The following is a 17,251-nucleotide window of genomic DNA, read 5'->3' as shown; positions in this document are numbered from 1 at the left end:
CGTAGGGTTTATCAATTAAATGGCAAAGGCTCAGGCTGAATACGCTCAGAATACCTTCGCATTTTCGTCTAGCCTCGCATTTATTGGCATGATGCACACTCAGAGATGTTTCGTGGGCGGCGAAGCTACGAAAAAGCCCCGACCTGGCGGTCGGGGCTTTTTTATAGGGTTGTTATGGAGCTAATGAGCTAGCGCTGCCGCTGCAAGTAGGGCTGCAACACGGCCAGGGCGCGCTGAGCGCGGGCGGTGTCTTGCATCTGGGCGGCGGCGCGGTACACGTTCTGCACCTGCATCAGATTTAGGTTGCGGGGGAAGTCGAACAGGGCCGCGTCGGGGCGAGTAGCGTAGTAGTCCAGCGACTGCGTGGCCTCGCGCAGGGTGGTGTCGAGCAGCACGTTGGCGCGTTGGCGCTCGCCGCCGGCCAGCAGCGCCGGGGCCAGCAGGGGCGAAAACGAATCGTAGGGCACCGTGTCGGGCGGCATCACTTGTAGGCAGTAGTCAGCTACTTCCTTGGCCTTGGCGGCGTTGCCTTTGGCGAGGTAGGCATTGGCAAGGCGGGCAAATTTATCGCGGTAGTACGACGGGTAGCGCAGGCTGTTTTCGTCGTAGAAAATGGTTTTGTTGTTGAGACCCCGGTACGAGAACTCGTGTAGCAGCTGCTTATCATTGAGGCTCGTAGCTACGTAGCCTTCTTCCTGCGCTTCGGCGGGGCTGGGGTTTTTGAAGGGCAGCAGGCGGTATGCCATGCCTTCGAGCTGGAAGTAGGGCTCCAGGTTCATGTAATCGGAGGAGGCCACTGTGGAGCTGAAGTAAATAGGGCGCTTCCAGTTGTTGGTGGCGATGATGTCGAGCATCACCAGGTTTTTCTTTTCCATGGTGCGCTTGCCCATGCTCCAATGCAGTTCACTCACCAGCTGGTCTTTGCGCTCGGGCGCCACGAGGCCGGCGCGCTGCACGGCAGCCTTGTCTACTTTCAGAAAGAAGTTGGGCGTGGGGAAGGTGCTGGTCGAAAACGTGCCGTCGGTGTAGCGGAGCAGCGGGCTATCCTGGCCCACGAGGGCCAGGAATTGCTTGAGGTCGAGGCTGTCCACGGCCGCGTTGGGCATGAAGGGCAGCATGTCGTTGTTGCCCTGCGAGTAGGTCGTGTCGCCCATCGAGAGGGGCAGCGGGTCCGACTGATTGACCTGGAGCTTGAGCTGCTGGATGTACCAATCGGTGTTCATGTAGGGCAGCACGGCCACGCGCACGTCGGGGCGGAAGCCTTCGACCTCCTGGGCGTACCAGAGCGGGAAGGTGTCGTTGTCGCCGTTGGTGAACAGAATGGCGTTCGGGGCACAGCTATTGAGCATGTTCTTGGCCGCGTCCACGGCGCCATAGCGGCCCGAGCGGTCGTGGTCGTCCCAGCCCTGCGAGGCCAGGATGGCGGGCGAGGCCAGCCCCAGCAGCACGGCCACGGTAGTGCGCAGGCGGTCGGCCCGCAGCACCGCTTCGAGGGCCTGCGCCAGCCCGATGACTCCGAGGCCAATCCAGATGGCAAAGGCGAACGTGGCGCCCGTGAAGGTGTAGTCGCGCTCGCGGGGCTCGATGGGTGGCTGGTTGAGGTACACCACAATGGCCAGGCCCGTGAACACGAACAGCAGCCCCACGATGAGCGCATCGGCGCCCCGGCGGCGCAGCTGTACCACCAAGCCTATCAGCCCCAGGATGAGCGGAATCGCGAAGAAATTATTGTGCGCCGCACTCTGCCCCACCCGCGCCGGCAGCTCACTGGCCGCAGTGCTAAACGGCGTGAGCACGCCCGCCTGCTGAATGTCGGACTCGCGCCCGAGGTAGTTCCAGCCGAAGTAGCGCCAGAACATATGCCCCAACTGATACTTGAACAGGAAGCTCAGGTTCTGGCCCATCGTGGGCTTGGGGTTGGCGGTGGGTTCGTTGGGGTTGGCATTCAGGCCCGGCAGCCAGGTGTTATACTCTTGAATTTGAGCCGGAATGGTGCTGTAAATACGCGGCAGCAGCATCTTGTCGGCGTCGGCGTAGCCGGGCTCCTGGGCGCGGGGCAGCAGCTCTTCGTAGTGGCCGGCCTTGCGCTGGTAGCGCGGAGTGCCCTCCTCGTAGTGGTCGGGCTGGGCGTTGAACTGCGGGCCGTAGAGCAGGGGCCGCGAACCGTACTGCTCGCGCTTGAGGTAGCTCACAAAGGAGAGCACGTCCGACGGATTATTCTCATTGATAGTGGGGTGAAACGAGGCCCGAATGGGTACGATGAGGTAGCTCGAATACCCAATGAGAATGAACACGAAGCACAGCATAGCCGTGTTCAGCAGCTGGCTCTGGCGCCGCTGCGACAGCTTGAACCCCGCGTAAATAAGCCCGCCAAACAGCCCCAGGAAGATTATCAAGCCTGAGTTGAAAGGCAACCCTAAGTTATTGATAAAGAACACCTCAAACCCACCCGCCAGCGTGGGCAGGCCCGGAATGATACCCACCAGCACCGAGCCCACGATACCCATACTCACTACCAGCGTGATAATGCCCCCTAGGGTAGTCGGTTTGGCCGTGCGGCGGTAGTAGTAGATGAAGGCCAACGCCGGCAAGGCCAATAAATTCAGCAAGTGCACCCCGATGCTGAGACCAATGACGTAGGCAATGAGTATGAGCCACTTATCGGAGTCGGCCTCGCTGGCGCGGGCTTCCCACTTCAGCATTATCCAGACTACGGCGGCCGTGCACAAGCTCGACATGGCGTAAACTTCGCCCTCTACCGCATTAAACCAGAACGAGTCAGAAAAGGCGAAGCTGAGCGCGCCCACCACACCCGCGCCCAGGATGAGCCAGGTTTGCCCGGCCGTGGGCGCCGGGGCATCGACCCCTGCTACCACGCTTGGCACCAGCAGCTTGCGCCCTAGGTGGGTAATTATCCAAAACAGAAACAAGACCGTAAACGCGCTGCTCAGGCCCGATAAGGCGTTGATGAGCACGGCCACTACTTCGCGGTTGCCGAAGCTCAGCAGCGACAGCACTCGGCCCAGCAGCAGAAACGTGGGTGCGCCCGGCGGGTGCGGCACCAGCAGCTTGTAGGCGCAGGCGATGAACTCGCCGCAGTCCCAGTACGAGGCCGTGGGCTCCAGGGTCTTGAGGTAGGTACCTAGGGCTACGGCAAAGACTAGCCAGCCTACGAGGTTGTTCTTTTTGGAGAAAGACTGCATCGGCAATATTCAGAAATAAGGGTGGAAGCAACAGGCCAGCCGCTGCGGAGTGGGCGCGAACTAGCCGACTAAGCTGGTCATTGGCACCAGTTAGCTAGCCTAGTACTCACCCCTCCTTCTGCAAACGCTGTCTGCCCAAACGACACGCCGCGCCCGCCGGGGTTGCGCCCAGCGGCGGAGTAATTTCCCTTATTCTTGAATATTATTTTTTATCGACCTAGGGCAGCGCCACTGCTTACGCCCCGCGGTACCAGCCACGCAGCATTGCGGCTACCGGCCCCACGGAGCTCGCGGCGCCCTGAGGCTGCGCCTCGAAGTAGTGCCACACCCAGCGTATCAGCTCCACGCCGCCCCAACCCACCAGGCCTGCCAGCGCTACAAACGCCACTAGCAGCAACGCTACCAGGCCTTTGCCGCTGCCATTGTGCCGGCCCTCAGCGTAGTGGCTACGTAGTAGCGCTACATTGCGCTCGTTGCTCTTATAGGCAAAGTCGAACACGTTGCCCAACAGCGGAATAGCCCCTACTACGGTGTCAACGAAAATATTGAGTGCCATGCGCACCACTACTGCCCCGCTGGCACCGTAGCGCATCATGGTCAGCAGCAGGGCCACCGACACGGCCGTGGACGACAAGTCGCCCACGATGGGCACCAAGCCCAGCAATGGGTCCAGCCCGAAGCGAAACCGCGTGCCCGGCAGCTGAAACTGGCTGTCCATGAGGCGCGCTACGCGCCCAACCCAGCGCAGACGCTCATCGGCTTCAAAGGGATTGGGGTCAACGACGGGGCGAGTAGTGAGCAACGGCATGGAGGCAGGGTAAAGTGGTGGCTTGTATACGCTGGCGGGCGGCGGGCGGGTGCCTACATAGCGTAGGGACTGGGGGTGAGGTGCCCACGCCTGGCGAGCCCATAAAAAAGAGCGTCAGGCTACCCAGCCCGACGCTCCTTCCCAAAATAACCCTAGGCCCTACCGGCTCGGCACCAGGCTGATGGCGTAGCCGCCGCCCGGCGCGCAGTACTGCGTAAGCTTGGTTTTGCTGGTCACGTTGACTTTGCGGATGGCGTAGGCCTGTGGGTTTTTCTCGTAATGCGCGTCCTTGCCGTCAGCGTAGATGGTGGCCACGTACTTCTTGCCGGGGTCCAGGAACCCTAGGTTAATGGTGGAGGTGCGGCCCTGCTCGTCGCAAGTGCTGCCCACAAACCAGTTGGGCTTGCCCTTGGCCTTGCGGGCGATGGTGATGTAGTCGCCGGGCTCGGCTTCTAGCACCTTGCTATCGTCCCAGTCCACGGCCACGTCCTCGATAAACTGGAAGGCGTCGAGGAATTTATTGTAGGTCTCGGGCAGGTCGGCGGCCATTTGCAGCGGCGAGTACATGGTCACGTACAGGGCCAACTGGCGGGCCAGGGTGCTGTGCACGAAGGACTTGTTCTCGGGATTGTAGGCGCTGATTTTAGTTTGGAAGATGCCCGGCGTGTAGTCCATCGGCCCGCCGATGAGGCGGGTGAAGGGCAAAATGGTGGTGTGGTCGGCATTGTTGCCGCCAAACGACTCGTACTCGGTGCCCCGCGCCGCCTCGTTGCCGATGAGGTTGGGGTAGGTGCGCGCCAGGCCGGTGGGGCGCACGGCCTCGTGGGCGTTCACCATAATCTTATACTTGGCGGCCTCCGTGATGGTGTAGAGGTAGTGGTTATTGAGCCACTGCCCGTAGTGGTGCTCGCCCCTGGGCAGGATGTTGCCCACGTAGCCACTCTTCACGGCGCTGTAGCCGTTGTCGGCCATGAATTTATAGGCCTTATCAAGGTGGCGCTCGTAGTTGCGCACCGAGCCGCTGGTTTCGTGGTGCATGATGATTTTGACGTCTTTGCTAGCCGCGTAGCGGTGCAGTTCCTGCACGTCAAAATCGGGGTAAGGCGTCACGAAATCAAACACGTAGTCCTTGCTCTGGCCAAACCAGTCCTCCCAGCCCGTGTTCCAGCCTTCCACGAGCACCGCATCGAGGTGGTGCTGGGCCGCAAAGTCGATGTACTCCTTCACGTGGGCCGTATTGGCGCCGTGCGTGCCGTTGGGCTTGAGCTTGGAATAGTCGGTGGAGTCGAGCTTGATGTTGGTGGCGTTGGTGTAAGACCAGGTGCTCTTGCCGGTTATCATTTCCCACCACACGCCCACGTACTTGGTGGGCTTAATCCAGGAAACGTCGGTGTATTTAGTAGGTTCGTTGAGATTCAGCACCAGCTTCGACTCCAGGATGTCGCCGGCCCGGTCGCTCACGATAATGGTGCGCCAAGGCGAGAGGCAGGGCGTCTGCAAGTAGCCTTTGTTGCCCTGCGCGTCGGGCGTGAGGTGCGATTCGAGCACCATGTTCTTGTCGTCCAGCTCCAGCGACATGGTCGAGTAGTCAATCAGCGCCGCCTCGTGCAGGTTGATGTACAGGCCGTCCGGGCTCTTGAGCATGAGCGGCGTTTGCACGCCGGTGGGCGAAAACGTGGTTTGCGAGGCGTTATCGGTCACGGCCGTTTTCATCAGGCCGCGCACCTCCGAGAGCTTCGAGGTAGTGGTGCTGTACTCCTGGGTGTCGTAGTCGCCAGGCAGCCAGAATGCCTTGTGGTCGCCGGCCAGCGCAAACTGCGTGCGCTCCTCCTTCACCACAAAATACGCCAGCTCGGGCTGCTTCGGAAAGTCGTAGCGGAAGCCCAAGCCATCATCAAACACTCGAAAATGCACCAGCATCACGCGCTTGGTGGCCGCCTGCGTGAGCGTGACGGTCAGCTCGTTGTAGTGGTTACGAATGTTTTTGACCTCGCCCCAGACCGGCGTCCAGGTTTCATCGAAAGCGCGGGTTTTGCTGCTCGTCACGGCAAAGCCGTTGGTAAGTGCCAGGCCTTGCTTCAATTCCAGCCCTAGGTGGCTGAGTTTGATAACGGCGCGGCCCTTGTAGGTGAGGCTATAAGTAGGCACGCCGCCCGCTTGCAGCGAGAAATTGAGCGTTAGGTTACGGTTGGGCGACTTGATTTCTTCGGCCCGCGCCTGCTGGCCCAGCCAGCTCAGGCAGAGCACGACGAGTACCCGGCCCGCCAGGCCGCGATTGGTGGAGTGTAATTGTTTCACGTGGGAATTTTGAAAGAGCAAAGTGGAGGATACCCAGCCGCAAAGGTCCGTCAGCAATTTTTAGCATTTGTAGCTTGGCCGCTGCGCGTCCGAGCGTTTGCGCAGCAAGCATTTACTATGAAACGGCCCGAACGCAGGGCAGCCCTGCATGCCGGACAACCTGCAGCGACGGCTAGCTGACTCACCAAACTCTTCAATAGATAACCCGGCGATTATAGCTTATTCGCTCAATCTTGCAAGTAGCCAGGCGCGGCTATCGGGACCAGCCACCTGCCCTACTACGTCCAGAAAAGCTTGCGTAGTGCCCACGCGCTGGGCCGCGGTGCGAGCCAAGATGCTGTACAGCTGCGCGGTGCCCACGCGGGTGTGCAGCGCGGCCAGCACGGTCATGCCTTTGTTGTAGATGACGCGGCGGTACATGCCGGGCTCGTACTTCATGCGGTCGAAGCCGATGATGGGCGGCGTATTGGCCGTGGTTTTGGCAAGCTTCGTGTAGTTTTGGCGGTAGCCGGCCGTATCGCCTTTGGCTTGCAAATAAAGCATGCTGGAGTAGGTGGCGAAGGCCTCGTTCAGCCAGTCACTTTCGTCGTGCACCGAGCCGTAGCCCCACCATTTGTGGCTGATTTCGTGGGCCAGTATCAGCAAATCTTCGCGCTGGCTTAGGTCAAAATCCGGGCTGACGTAGGTGATGACGGTGGCATTATCGAGCAGGCCAAAAGCGTCTTGTTGGGTGCCCGTGAGCAGCACCGTAAAACGGCTGATGGAATCTTGGCGGCCGATGGTGCGGTTGTAAAAAGCCACAATATCCTGGGCTTTGGGCAGAATGGCAGCCTCGGTAGGACCTAGGGCCGCGCCCGCTTTCACGACGCTAACGGCGGCCCCCGTGCGCGCTACCACTTGCTGAAACTGCGGGGCGATGATGGCAGTCAGCTCAATGGCACTCGCCTGGCCTTCAAACTCATAGCTACCCGGCCGCGTGCGTCGGGGCGGCCGCGTGCTGCGCACCTGGTAGCCCGCCGGCACGCGCACCGCTAGGGTATATTCTACTACCTCAAACTCGCTCAGCGGCCGGAAGGGCAGCCAGTTGGAATGGCCACTAAACTCCAGCACTTGCGCCGTAGTACGCTCCTGGCCTAGGATGCCCGCATACACTAGCGTGAGCGTGCGGGCCCGGCGGCCGGCCGGGTAGCGCACCACTACTTGCTGCATAGTATCGGCAAAAAAGGGGTAGTAGAGGCGCCGCATCTGGGCCACGCCCCAGCCGCTTTGCACGCGCTGCACCCGAAAATTTTTGTTCAGATTAAGGCGCAGCACCGACGTAGTATCGCCCGCGGGCAGCGCGAAGGTATAGCGGCAGGTAAAAGCCCGCGTGGCCGGCTCGAATGCCAGCTGCACCCGCACGCGGGGCACGGCGTAGCCGGTCAATACGCTGCCCAGGACCAGCCCGAGCAGCATTACAAGAAATTTCATAGCGAGTAGAAGCAAAGCCGAAGGTAGGCCCCGCCGGATACTGTCCGGCTCCGGCCTTCGTTACGCTAGCTCGGCCGTTACTTCGCGCCATGCAACTCCTCTCCCTGAATGCGGCACTGCCCCAAGACGTTGCGTGGCAGGGCCACACCGTCCGCACCAGCATCTTTAAGCAGCCCGTAGCGGGACCGGTGCAACTGCACGCCGAACACCTAGCCGGCGATGGCCAGGCCGACCTGCGCGTGCACGGCGGCCCCGACAAAGCCGTGTACGCCTACCCCCACGAGCACCACGCCTACTGGCAACAATTCCTGCCCGCCGCGCAGCTCGGGGCCGGCGCCTTCGGCGAGAACCTGACCACCACCGGCCTGCTCGAAACCCAGGTGCGGGTGGGCGACTGCTTCCAAATCGGCACGGCCGTGCTCATGGCCGTGCAGCCGCGGCGGCCCTGCCTGAAGCTGGGCATCCGGTGGCAGCGGCCGAGCCTGGTGCGCGAGTTTGAGCAGGCGCAGCGGCCGGGCATCTACTTCCGGGTGGTTCAGGAGGGCTTTTTGCAAGCGGGCGATGCCATTGCGCTGGTCGAGGCGTCGGCCTGCGCCGTCACCATTCACGACATGGTGCAGATGCTGGCGCCCGGCTACCCGGACCTGGCCAAGGTGCGGGCGCTGCTGGCGCTCCCGACCCTCTCACCCAGCTGGCGCGAGCGCCTAGGTCTGCTACTAGGTTGATGTAGCTTGGACTTTGCAGCCCGAGTTACTGGCTGAATGCGCGAAACTCTCCTAAACAAGGCGCTTAACTGCATGAAACGACTCCTCCTGCTACTCTGTTGCATCGGGCACCTAGGGGCGTCGGCCCAACCAACGCCGCCCGCCACCTACGACCCGGCGCGGCGCTACGAGGTGGCGCAGCTGCAAAGCGACTTCGCGTACCTGCGCCGGGCGCTGGAGGAAGTGCACCCCGGCCTGTACTGGTACACGCCCAAGGACTCGCTCGACCGCGCCTTTGCCCGCACGGCGGCCGCGCTCACCCACCCGATGGCCGAGCCCGAGTACTGGCAGCTGCTGCAAACGCTGGTGGGGCGGATGCACTGCGGGCACACGCGAGTGCAGCACTCGGCCGCTTATCGGGCGTGGTTTCGGCGGCAGCCCCACCCCTACCTGCCGTTCACAGTGGCCGTGCGCCACGACCGACTCTTCGTGGCCGAAAACCAGAGCACCGCGCCCGAGCTACGGCCCGGCACTGAGCTGCTGGCCATCGACGGGCACCCCACGGCCGAAGTACTGCCGCGCCTGCGCTCGCTCATTGCGGCCGATGGCTACGGCACCGGCTTTCAGGACAAGGAGCTGGAAGTGGGCTTTTTTGACGCTTACTACTGGAGTTTTTACGAGGCCAAGCCCACCTACCCGGTGCTGGTGCGCGACAGCACGGGGCAGCAGCGGACACTCACGCCCCTGCCTAGGCCCGCCAAACCCAAGCCCCTCGCGCCCGCCCCCACGCCCCTCACGGCCGCGCAGGCACGCACCCGCCAGCTCGACCGGCTGCGGTGGGTGCGCTACCCCGAGGACTTGCCCGCCACGGCCATTTTGCGCATCCGCGAGTTTAGCTACGACGAGCTGGAAGATTACAAAGCCTTTCACCGCCAGCTGTTTACCGAACTGGCCCAGCGCCGCGTCAAGCGGCTGGTTATCGACCTGCGTGGCAACGCGGGCGGTAATCAGGAGATTTCGGTGGACCTGATGAAGTACCTCTGCAAGTCCGGTTTTGTGCTGAATAAAAGCGCGTTGGCCCCGGTGCTTTTCCCTTACTTTTCCCAACCTGACTCAACCAAGCCCAACTACTTTCACGCCGCCAGTGTCAAACGCTTGCCCGATGGCACTATCGGTTTCGCTAACCCCGACATCGGCCCGCAGCAGCCCTACCGGGGGCACTATTTTCGGGGCCAGGTCGTGGTGCTGGTCGATGGCGGCACGTTTTCGGCCGCTTCTAACTTCACCGCCAGCCTGCGGGCGCAGCGGCGTATCACGGTCGTGGGCCAGGAAACGGGCGGCGCGGAGGCCGGTTGCAACGGCGGCACCATTTCGGAGCTAGAGTTACCCGCCACGCACCTGGTGATTCAACTGCCGCACTTTCGCATACTTACGGCCTGCCCGCACCCGCAGCTGGGCCGCGGCGTGCGCCCCGACCTGGAGGTGGTGCCCACGCCCCAGCAGGTGGCAGCGCACACCGATGCCGTGCTCAGCCAGCTGCCCGCGCTGCTGCGCTAGGTCTTCCTGTGTAGGACTTTCGAAAAGTGAGCCATCCTTGCAAGCGCAACGAAGCAATCGCAGCACGACGAGCCACTCTGGTGCCATTACCTCGCCAACGCTCGCAATGGCAACCAGTCCGCACCTCAAATACCACCCTAGGCAGCCGGCGCCGTGGCCTGCATAAAGGCGTCGATGAGGCGGTTGAACGTTCGACTTTTGGCCAGCAGAAAGCGAATAATGCCAATGCCCGTGAGCGCAATAGTGATGCCCGCCAGCACGTCTAGCACGTAGTGGTGGCTGGTGTACACCGCTGCAAACCAAATACCTAGCATAATCACCAGGAACAAGCCATTGAAGATACCCGACTTATTCTTGAGGGCGTAAAATAGCACGATGGCCGGGTAGGCCGAGTGCAGCGAGGGCATGGCCGCGAAAATATTGGCGTTCTTGGCGTAGATGCCCTGAAAGATGTGCACGCCCAGCAAGTTATCGAACCGGGCCAGGCCCGCCGTGCTGCCCATCGTGAGGGGCTGAAACTGGAGGCCGTGCTGCTGCACGTACCACGGCGGCGCGGCCGGGTGCAGGTAGTACACGATGAACCCCAGGATGTTAACCAGCAAAAACGTGAGCGAAAACGCGAAGAACAGCCGGCGATTACTGAAAAACAGGTAGCCCGCGAAGGCCAGCGGAATCGGCACCCAGCAGAGGTAAAAGATACCACACAGCACATCGAGCCAGGGCTGGTGGTGCAGCAGCCAAAACTCGTTGGGTGTTAGCAGCTGGCCCTGGGTGTGGATGCCGAACAACCCCTTCTCGGTATGGTAGAGCTGCGCCACGTCCACCGCCCGGTACAGGTAGTTGGGGAAGGCGCGCATGTAGTCGTAGAGCACCCAGAAGACCACAAAAATGGAAAACCCGGTGATGAACCGCCGCGTGGTGGCCGACAAAAAGTAACCGGCGTTACATAGCCCCACCAGCACCAACTGCTCGGGCCGAAAGCCAATCAGAAAGCGCGAAAACAGCAAGTACGCCAGCGAGATAGCCGGCACGAGCCAGCGCCCGGCAGGGCGTGCCGGTTCGGCAGATAGTTGATTCATAAAGAGTTGAGAAAGGGTGGCGCGCTACACGCTCAGCCGCTCCACCACGGGCTCGCGGGTGGCGGCGTTCCAACCTTTGACTTCGATGTACTTCACGTTGGGCACCCAGAACGTGCCGCCCTCAATGCGCAGGTACACCCGGTTTATCACAATCTGCTTGTTGTTGATGACCGTGACCACGTGAAAGGCATTGTCGGCGCTCGTCTTTTGAAGGTAGAACGGCACCTTGTCGTACGCGGCAAACTTGAGCACGTACCTATCAGCGGCTACCTTCTTGGCCGAGAGGCCGTAGGCAAACTTGCGCTGGATGAAGTTCAGGTCCTTGTGCTCACCGTGCTCGCCGTAGCGTATCCAAAACACGTGCACCGGCTCATCTTCATCTAGTTTGCCCGCGTTATTCACGTTGAGCTGGTAGATAACCGTGTTGATGTTGGGGTCGCGCTGCAAGTAAAAAAGCTGGTTTACAATCCCCGTGGGCACCGGAAATACCAGGCCGGGCGCGCTGGCCTGAGCCAGTGGCAAGCCGCAAAAAAACAGCCCGATAGCCAGTACCTTAGCCGCTACTGATGACCGAGCCGGTATCTGCACCGGGGCTGGCACCGGGGCCGCCTGGGCCTCGGCAGCATCCTTGGCATCCAGCGCCTTGCCGGCTTGCAGCAGCCGCGACACCGCCGTAATATTGGCCAGCACCGCCAGCACCGTTATCGGCAGCGTCAGAATCGACATGGTTTCGAAGACATGAAACGGCACGCCCGGCACGAACAGCTTGTAGTCGCCCCCGATGAAAGCCGAGCTGAGGCCACAGGCCAACGCGCTGACGCCCAGCAATACTACCCGCTCGGGCCGCTGCATGAGGCCGCCCTTCGACTCGACGCCTAGGCCCTCGGCGCGGGCGCGGGTGTAACTCACCATCATCGAGCCGATGAGGGCGATGAACGTGAACAGCGACCCTAGGAGGTAGTGGTGCGCCACGAGGTAGTAGCAGATGCCCAGGAAGGTAAACAGCTCGCTGTAGCGGTCCAGCACCGAATCGAAGAGGGCGCCGTAGGTGCTTTTCATGTTGCCCAGGCGGGCCACCTGGCCGTCGAGCATGTCGAAGAGGCCGGCAAACAGGATGAGCGCGCCGCCCCAGCCCACGTAGCGCAGGTCGCCGCGGTTGCCTTCCTCGCCGCCCATGATAAACACCACGGCCACGCCAATATTTAGCAGTAAGCCCGTCAGGGTCACGGCGTTAGGCGTGAAACCGAGCTTGATGAGCAGCCGCACAAACGGGTTGATAACTTTGTAAATTCCGGCTTGGAGCGCCGCCCGGATGGTAGCAAAATTCATACGGTCAGGCAAATTAAAAATCAACTTTGAAACGTCCCCGCAGGCCCCATTCGGCCACGTTAGGGTTGTTAAGGTAAGTAAAGCGCTTCACGATATCGAGACGGAAGAGCTTGAAAATGTTGGCGATGCCCACGCTCCCTTCTACGTAGGGCTTGCTACCTAGGGCAAACGAAACGGGCCGCCCCGACGCATCCTGTAAAAACTGGTAGAGGTCGGGGTGAGCATTCGGGTTGTTCTCTTCCCGAATGCCGCCGTAGAGCACTTTCAGCGAGGCGGTTTCGCGCAGCTTAAGGTGCTTGATAACGGGTAGCTTGTTGAAGAAGAAGCCGTTGAAATTTTGGTCGATGAACAAGCTGGCGTAGTGGTCGCTGGCAAATTCCAGAAAATTCATCAGATTGTACGAGTACAGTTGGTACGAATACGTCTGGTTGGCCCGGTGGATGTCGAGCAGCGGAAACGGCACCTGCCCCACCACATAGCCGCCCTCCAAGGCCACGTCGGCGTGGCCGAGCTGCGAGAGGTAGAAGCGCTTGGTGGCGTTGAGCGACAGGTTAGTATAGTTGTACTCGCCGCCCAGCAGGCTCTTGAAGCCCCGCGCCGCCCGCGCCGTAAAAATCGGGTACTGGTTGATGATGGGTGAGCGGTAGAGCTTGCCCTGGTAAAAGGCCTCCTTGGGTGCCCAGCGCAACCCCAGCGACACCTCACTGGTAGTGAGCTGATTGATGAGGCCAGGTGTGTCCACATTCGAATCGCGGAAGTAGAGCCCGCCCGCTGGCGACTGCTGCAGCTTGCGGAAGCCTAGGGAGTACGAAAAGTGGTTGCTAAACTCGTGCACGTAGTCGAGCCGGTACACGTCGTTGTAGAGGTACTTGTCGTTGACACCGCGCTTGAAGGAAAGCAGGAAATTGTCTTCCTGCACAAACTCCAGCTCCTGCCCCGGAATACGGGTATCGCGCTGGAAGCTGGCCCGCAGCAAGTGCTGCGGAAACTTGTAAATCGACTGGCCGTTAAGCGAATACGTGCTGCTGAGGAAGTACTTCCACTGCTGGTCCTTGAAGCCGTAAGCGGTGTAGGTTTCGAAGAAAATCCGCTTGCTAAAGTCCGGCGTGGTGCGCCCCCCCACCCGAAGCCGGAAGCCCTCCACGGGATTAAAGCTGTAGAAGGTATTGGCCGGACCCAGCTCGAACGGACCAAACGACTTGTAGCCCGACAGCACGAACGTGAACAGCGTGAGCGAGCGCTGAAACGACTTGATAGTCTGGAGGGTATCAACGTTTTTATAGATTGCCCGCTCGACCTGGCTGAGACTGTCGGGCCGGTTTTGCTCCAGAAAAGCCACGCTGCGCCTGCTGGTGCTATCGGCCAAGGCCACCCGCGCCGGGCCCGCGTACACGCTTTCGGGCGCGGGCTGGTTCACGCGGTAGTTCTGGAACGACACCGTACGCTCGCCATAAAAGCCGGATCCTTTGTCGGTTACGCCAAAGTCGATACCTAGGAAGGTTTTGCTGAGGTGGTAGCGCTGGTCGGGGTTGAGAGCAAACTCTAAGTTGGCATCCAGGCTCTTGACGAAGTTGAGGTTGATGCGCTTATCCACCGACAAGTGCGCTTGCTGCACGGCGTAGTGGCCATCGAGCGTCACGTAGAGCTTGCCAGCAAAGAGCATGTCGCCCTTGTTGCGCGGGAAAAAGCTGAGCTCGATGAGCTGCGGCACGTGCTGGCGCAGCGTGTCGGAGATGTAGAATTGATAAAACGCTGGCGCGTTGTCAGCAATTGGGCTTAGGAGCTGGTTGCCCAGCAGCGACACGTTGTTGGCGTAGATGTCGATATCCTGGTACATTCTATTGAAATAGGTGCTAAGACCCTCATTATCAATAAAATTTTTGTCAAACTCAACTTGCTTGTTGCCCAGCTCCACGGCTTTGCGCGCCTCCGGGTTTTTGCGGTAGTACTCCTTAGCCAGCTTCTCCTCGATGTAGATGGGCAGAATATTGACGCCGCCCGCCGCCGTCGAATCCTGCTTTTTGAACAGGAACTGGTAGTTTTTGAATATCTTGCGGCTCTTGAATTTCTCCGATAAGTTACTGAAGGAGAAGGTCATCTTCTCGTACTTATCGTACTCGACGTAGTCGTAGCTCTCGGGCCGGTTCTGGGGCTTGTTGGCAATCACTTGCCGGATGAGCGTCACGGCCGGGTTGTCCTTGTTCTTGTAGCGCGGCGGCTTCGAGCCCCGAATTACAACTTCGCCGAGCTGCGACGAGCTAGTGGCCAGCGCTACATTGATGGTCTGCGGCGCGCCGGCCACGAAGGCTTTCGTGACCGAGCGGTACCCTAGGTAGGTAAAAACCACCGCCGTATACTGCGCCGGCACTTGCAGGGTGTAGTGGCCGTCCTGGTCGGTATTAGTGCCGATGGCCGCCTGGGGCACCGACACGCTGACGAAGGGCAGCTTCTCGCGGGTTTTGGCGTCGGTGACTACCCCCGTAATAGTAGTGGCTCCTTGGGCCACGGCCACGGCGGGCACCACCAGCAGCCAAAGCAGCCAGCCGAGCACGGCGGGGTAGGAATGCCGAAGCGGCAGACGTTTCATGATTTCTGAAATACGAAATGCAGCTGCAAAAAGTAGTTGAACCCAAAGCCGACTAGCAGCGAGACAACCACTTTGCTATACACATAGTTGAGGTGCAGCAGCTGCGTAAACAAGTAAACTCCGGCCGCGTTCAGCAGCAAGCTGCCGAGCCACACCAGAAAATACCTAACCCCCTGGGCGCGTGCCCGCTGCTCCGGCACTTTAAATACAAAATAGCGCCCTAAGTAAAAATTGGCGAGGCCACCCGCCACATTGCCCAGCACCGTACCCAGCAGGTACCAGCTGTGAAACACCTCGACGCAGACAATAGTCACCAAAAAATCGAGGACCGTGCCGGCCGCGGAGGCCGCTTGGGCCTTCAAAAAACGAGGGGTGCGCACGGCCTTAGAGGTAGCCTAAGTGCACGGCCGCTTGCAGCAGCACGTTGGTGTAGATGCCAGCCAGCACGTCGTCCATCATCACGCCCACACCACCCGGCAGCTGCTCCATCTTTCGGATGAACAAGGGCTTGACGATATCAAAAAACCGGAACAGCACCAGCCCTACCAGCAGCCGCGGGCCCGTGATGGGCACCAGCAGCATACCTACCCACATGCCCGCCACCTCATCAATCACGACGCGGTAGCTGTCCTTGCCCCACACGCCTTCGACGCGCTGGGCGGCCAGCGTGCCCACACCCAGTAGCCCCGCCGTGAGCAGGGCGGCGGGCCCTAGGTGCAGCAAAACGCCACCGGGCCGGGCCAGGTACAGCAGGACGCAGCAGGCCACGGCCGCCACCGTGCCGCCGCCCTTCACGTACCCGATGCCCAGCACGGTGGCGATTAGCTTAAACATGTATCCTTAACTAGTTTACCAGTAGTTAGACCGCGGGGCCATCCTGGTATTCTTCTTCGGTAGCGGCTTCTACGGGCGGCTCGTTCATGAGCAGGCGCAGGGTATTGTGCAGGTTCACGAGCTGCTTGAAGATGTCGTGCTCGGGGCGGATGCCGGGGTCGGCTTGGGGCGACTTGAGGTAGAATGAGAGCCACTCCTGAATGCCCGACATGCCGGCGCGCTTGGCGAGGTCCATGAACAGGGCTAGGTCGAGTACCAGCGGCGCGGCCAGGATGGAGTCGCGGCAGAGGAAGTTAATCTTAATCTGCATCGGGTAGCCGAGCCAGCCGAAGATGTCGATGTTGTCCCAGCTCTCCTTGTTGTCGCCGGCGGGCGGGTAGTAGTTGATGCGCACCTTGTGGTACATATCACCGTACAGCTCCGGGTTTTCCTCGGGGTGAAACACGCTGTCGAGCACGCTCAGCTTCGATACTTCCTTGGTTTTGAAGTTATCTGGGTCATCGAGCACCAAGCCATCGCGGTTGCCCAGGATGTTGGTCGAGAACCAGCCTTTCACGCCCAGCGAGCGGGCGCTCAGGCCGGGCGCCACGATGGTTTTCATCAGCGTCTGGCCGGTTTTAAAGTCTTTGCCGGCTACTGGTGTCTGAGTCGTAGCGGCTAGCTCCAGCAGGGCGGGCACGTCCACGGTCAGGTTGGGCGCGCCGTTCACGAAGGGAATACCTTCTTTGAGGGCGGCGTAAGCATATATCATGCTCGGGGCGATGTTGGCCGCGTTGGTGCGCAGGCCTTCTTCGAAGCCCGCCAGCGTGCGGTGCATCTCCCCCGACTCGTGGTAGATTTCGGTCGAGCCGCACCACACCATCACGAGGCGTTCGCAACCGCGCTCGGCTTTGAAGTTGCGGATATCGGCAATCACCTGCTCGGCTAGGTCGAGTTTGGTGGTGAAGCTCTTAACGTGCGTGCCGTCGAGGTTCTTTACGTAGTGCGGGTCGAAAGCGGCCTTCATGGGCACCAGCGCCTCCAGCTCGGGGCGCACCGACTCCAACAGTCTGTCTTCCAGCACGGCGGCCTTCACGGCGGCCTGGTACACGTTGTCCTCATACACGTCCCAACCACCGAACTCGATGTCGTTGAGGTCGGTCAGGGGCACAAAGTCCTTGATTTTTTGGTTGCCGGCCGCCGTGCGCAGCTTACCCATCTGGGTGAGCGCGCCGATGGGCTGCCCGTTGCCCTTGCGCACGGCCATTACGCCGGCGATGAGGGTAGTGGCGACGGCGCCCATACCGGGCAGCAGGATGCCCAGCTTACCAGTGGCGGGGGCCAGCTGTACTTTCTGTTCTGTCATTTGAGGTTGGTGTTCGAAGGCCACTTTAACGGTAGGT

Annotated in this window: 12 protein-coding genes; 2 read left to right on the top strand and 10 right to left on the bottom strand. The window is 60.7% G+C overall.

All coding sequences use genetic code 11. The features are described 5' to 3' along the window. Positions 1-188 precede the first annotated feature (188 nt). The 4 genes from ACFSDX_RS09775 to ACFSDX_RS09760 form a co-directional block, all read right to left on the bottom strand. Complete coding sequence (locus ACFSDX_RS09775) at positions 189-3,203, bottom strand: glycosyltransferase family 117 protein (RefSeq protein ID WP_382313173.1); 3,015 nt, start codon at positions 3,201-3,203, stop codon at positions 189-191. 235 nt (positions 3,204-3,438) lie between these two features. Beyond that, entirely contained in the window at positions 3,439-4,011 is a 573-nt protein-coding gene (locus tag ACFSDX_RS09770) for a DUF4112 domain-containing protein (protein ID WP_382313172.1), read from the bottom strand. Positions 4,012-4,170: 159 nt separating this feature from the next. Next, positions 4,171-6,258, bottom strand: a complete 2,088-nt coding sequence (locus ACFSDX_RS09765) for a glycoside hydrolase family 97 protein (protein ID WP_382313787.1) — start codon at positions 6,256-6,258, stop codon at positions 4,171-4,173. 270 nt (positions 6,259-6,528) lie between these two features. Beyond that, positions 6,529-7,779, bottom strand: a complete 1,251-nt coding sequence (locus tag ACFSDX_RS09760) for a M1 family aminopeptidase (RefSeq protein WP_382313171.1) — start codon at positions 7,777-7,779, stop codon at positions 6,529-6,531. An 89-nt stretch (positions 7,780-7,868) separates the two neighbouring features. Between ACFSDX_RS09760 and ACFSDX_RS09755 the strand changes: the two genes are divergently transcribed. Together ACFSDX_RS09755 and ACFSDX_RS09750 are read left to right on the top strand one after the other, a co-directional pair. Continuing rightward, positions 7,869-8,504, top strand: coding sequence for an MOSC domain-containing protein (locus tag ACFSDX_RS09755; protein ID WP_382313169.1), 636 nt, complete (start codon positions 7,869-7,871; stop codon positions 8,502-8,504). Between the two features lie 72 nt (positions 8,505-8,576). Next, positions 8,577-10,040, top strand: coding sequence for a S41 family peptidase (locus ACFSDX_RS09750; RefSeq protein ID WP_382313168.1), 1,464 nt, complete (start codon positions 8,577-8,579; stop codon positions 10,038-10,040). A gap of 137 nt (positions 10,041-10,177) precedes the next feature. Here the strand turns inward: ACFSDX_RS09750 and ACFSDX_RS09745 are convergent, their stop codons facing one another. Genes ACFSDX_RS09745 through ACFSDX_RS09720 form a run of 6 tightly spaced genes read right to left on the bottom strand, consistent with a single transcriptional unit; the run spans position 10,178 to position 17,214 of the window. Then, positions 10,178-11,119 (bottom strand): phosphatase PAP2 family protein, encoded by a 942-nt coding sequence (locus ACFSDX_RS09745; RefSeq protein WP_382313167.1) that lies wholly within the window; start codon positions 11,117-11,119, stop codon positions 10,178-10,180. A 24-nt stretch (positions 11,120-11,143) separates the two neighbouring features. Beyond that, entirely contained in the window at positions 11,144-12,448 is a 1,305-nt protein-coding gene (locus ACFSDX_RS09740; protein ID WP_382313166.1) for a DUF4833 domain-containing protein, read from the bottom strand. A gap of 13 nt (positions 12,449-12,461) precedes the next feature. After that, positions 12,462-15,035, bottom strand: a complete 2,574-nt coding sequence (locus tag ACFSDX_RS09735; RefSeq protein WP_382313165.1) for a DUF5686 and carboxypeptidase-like regulatory domain-containing protein — start codon at positions 15,033-15,035, stop codon at positions 12,462-12,464. Further along, positions 15,032-15,415: a GtrA family protein gene (locus tag ACFSDX_RS09730; protein ID WP_382313164.1), complete on the bottom strand. Its 384-nt coding sequence runs from the start codon at positions 15,413-15,415 to the stop codon at positions 15,032-15,034. Before ACFSDX_RS09730 ends, ACFSDX_RS09735 begins: the two co-directional genes overlap by 4 nt. A gap of 4 nt (positions 15,416-15,419) precedes the next feature. Next, positions 15,420-15,869 (bottom strand): phosphatidylglycerophosphatase A family protein, encoded by a 450-nt coding sequence (locus tag ACFSDX_RS09725; protein ID WP_382313163.1) that lies wholly within the window; start codon positions 15,867-15,869, stop codon positions 15,420-15,422. Positions 15,870-15,894: 25 nt separating this feature from the next. Beyond that, a complete protein-coding gene (locus ACFSDX_RS09720) occupies positions 15,895-17,214 on the bottom strand; it encodes an inositol-3-phosphate synthase (protein ID WP_382313162.1) in 1,320 nt (439 codons plus the stop codon). Positions 17,215-17,251 lie beyond the last annotated feature (37 nt).

The sequence above is a fragment of the Hymenobacter bucti genome, from assembly GCF_042681145.1.
Lineage (GTDB): Bacteria > Bacteroidota > Bacteroidia > Cytophagales > Hymenobacteraceae > Hymenobacter > Hymenobacter bucti.
Note: the sequence above shows the minus strand (reverse complement) of the source record. Positions and strands in the feature narration are given on the sequence as shown.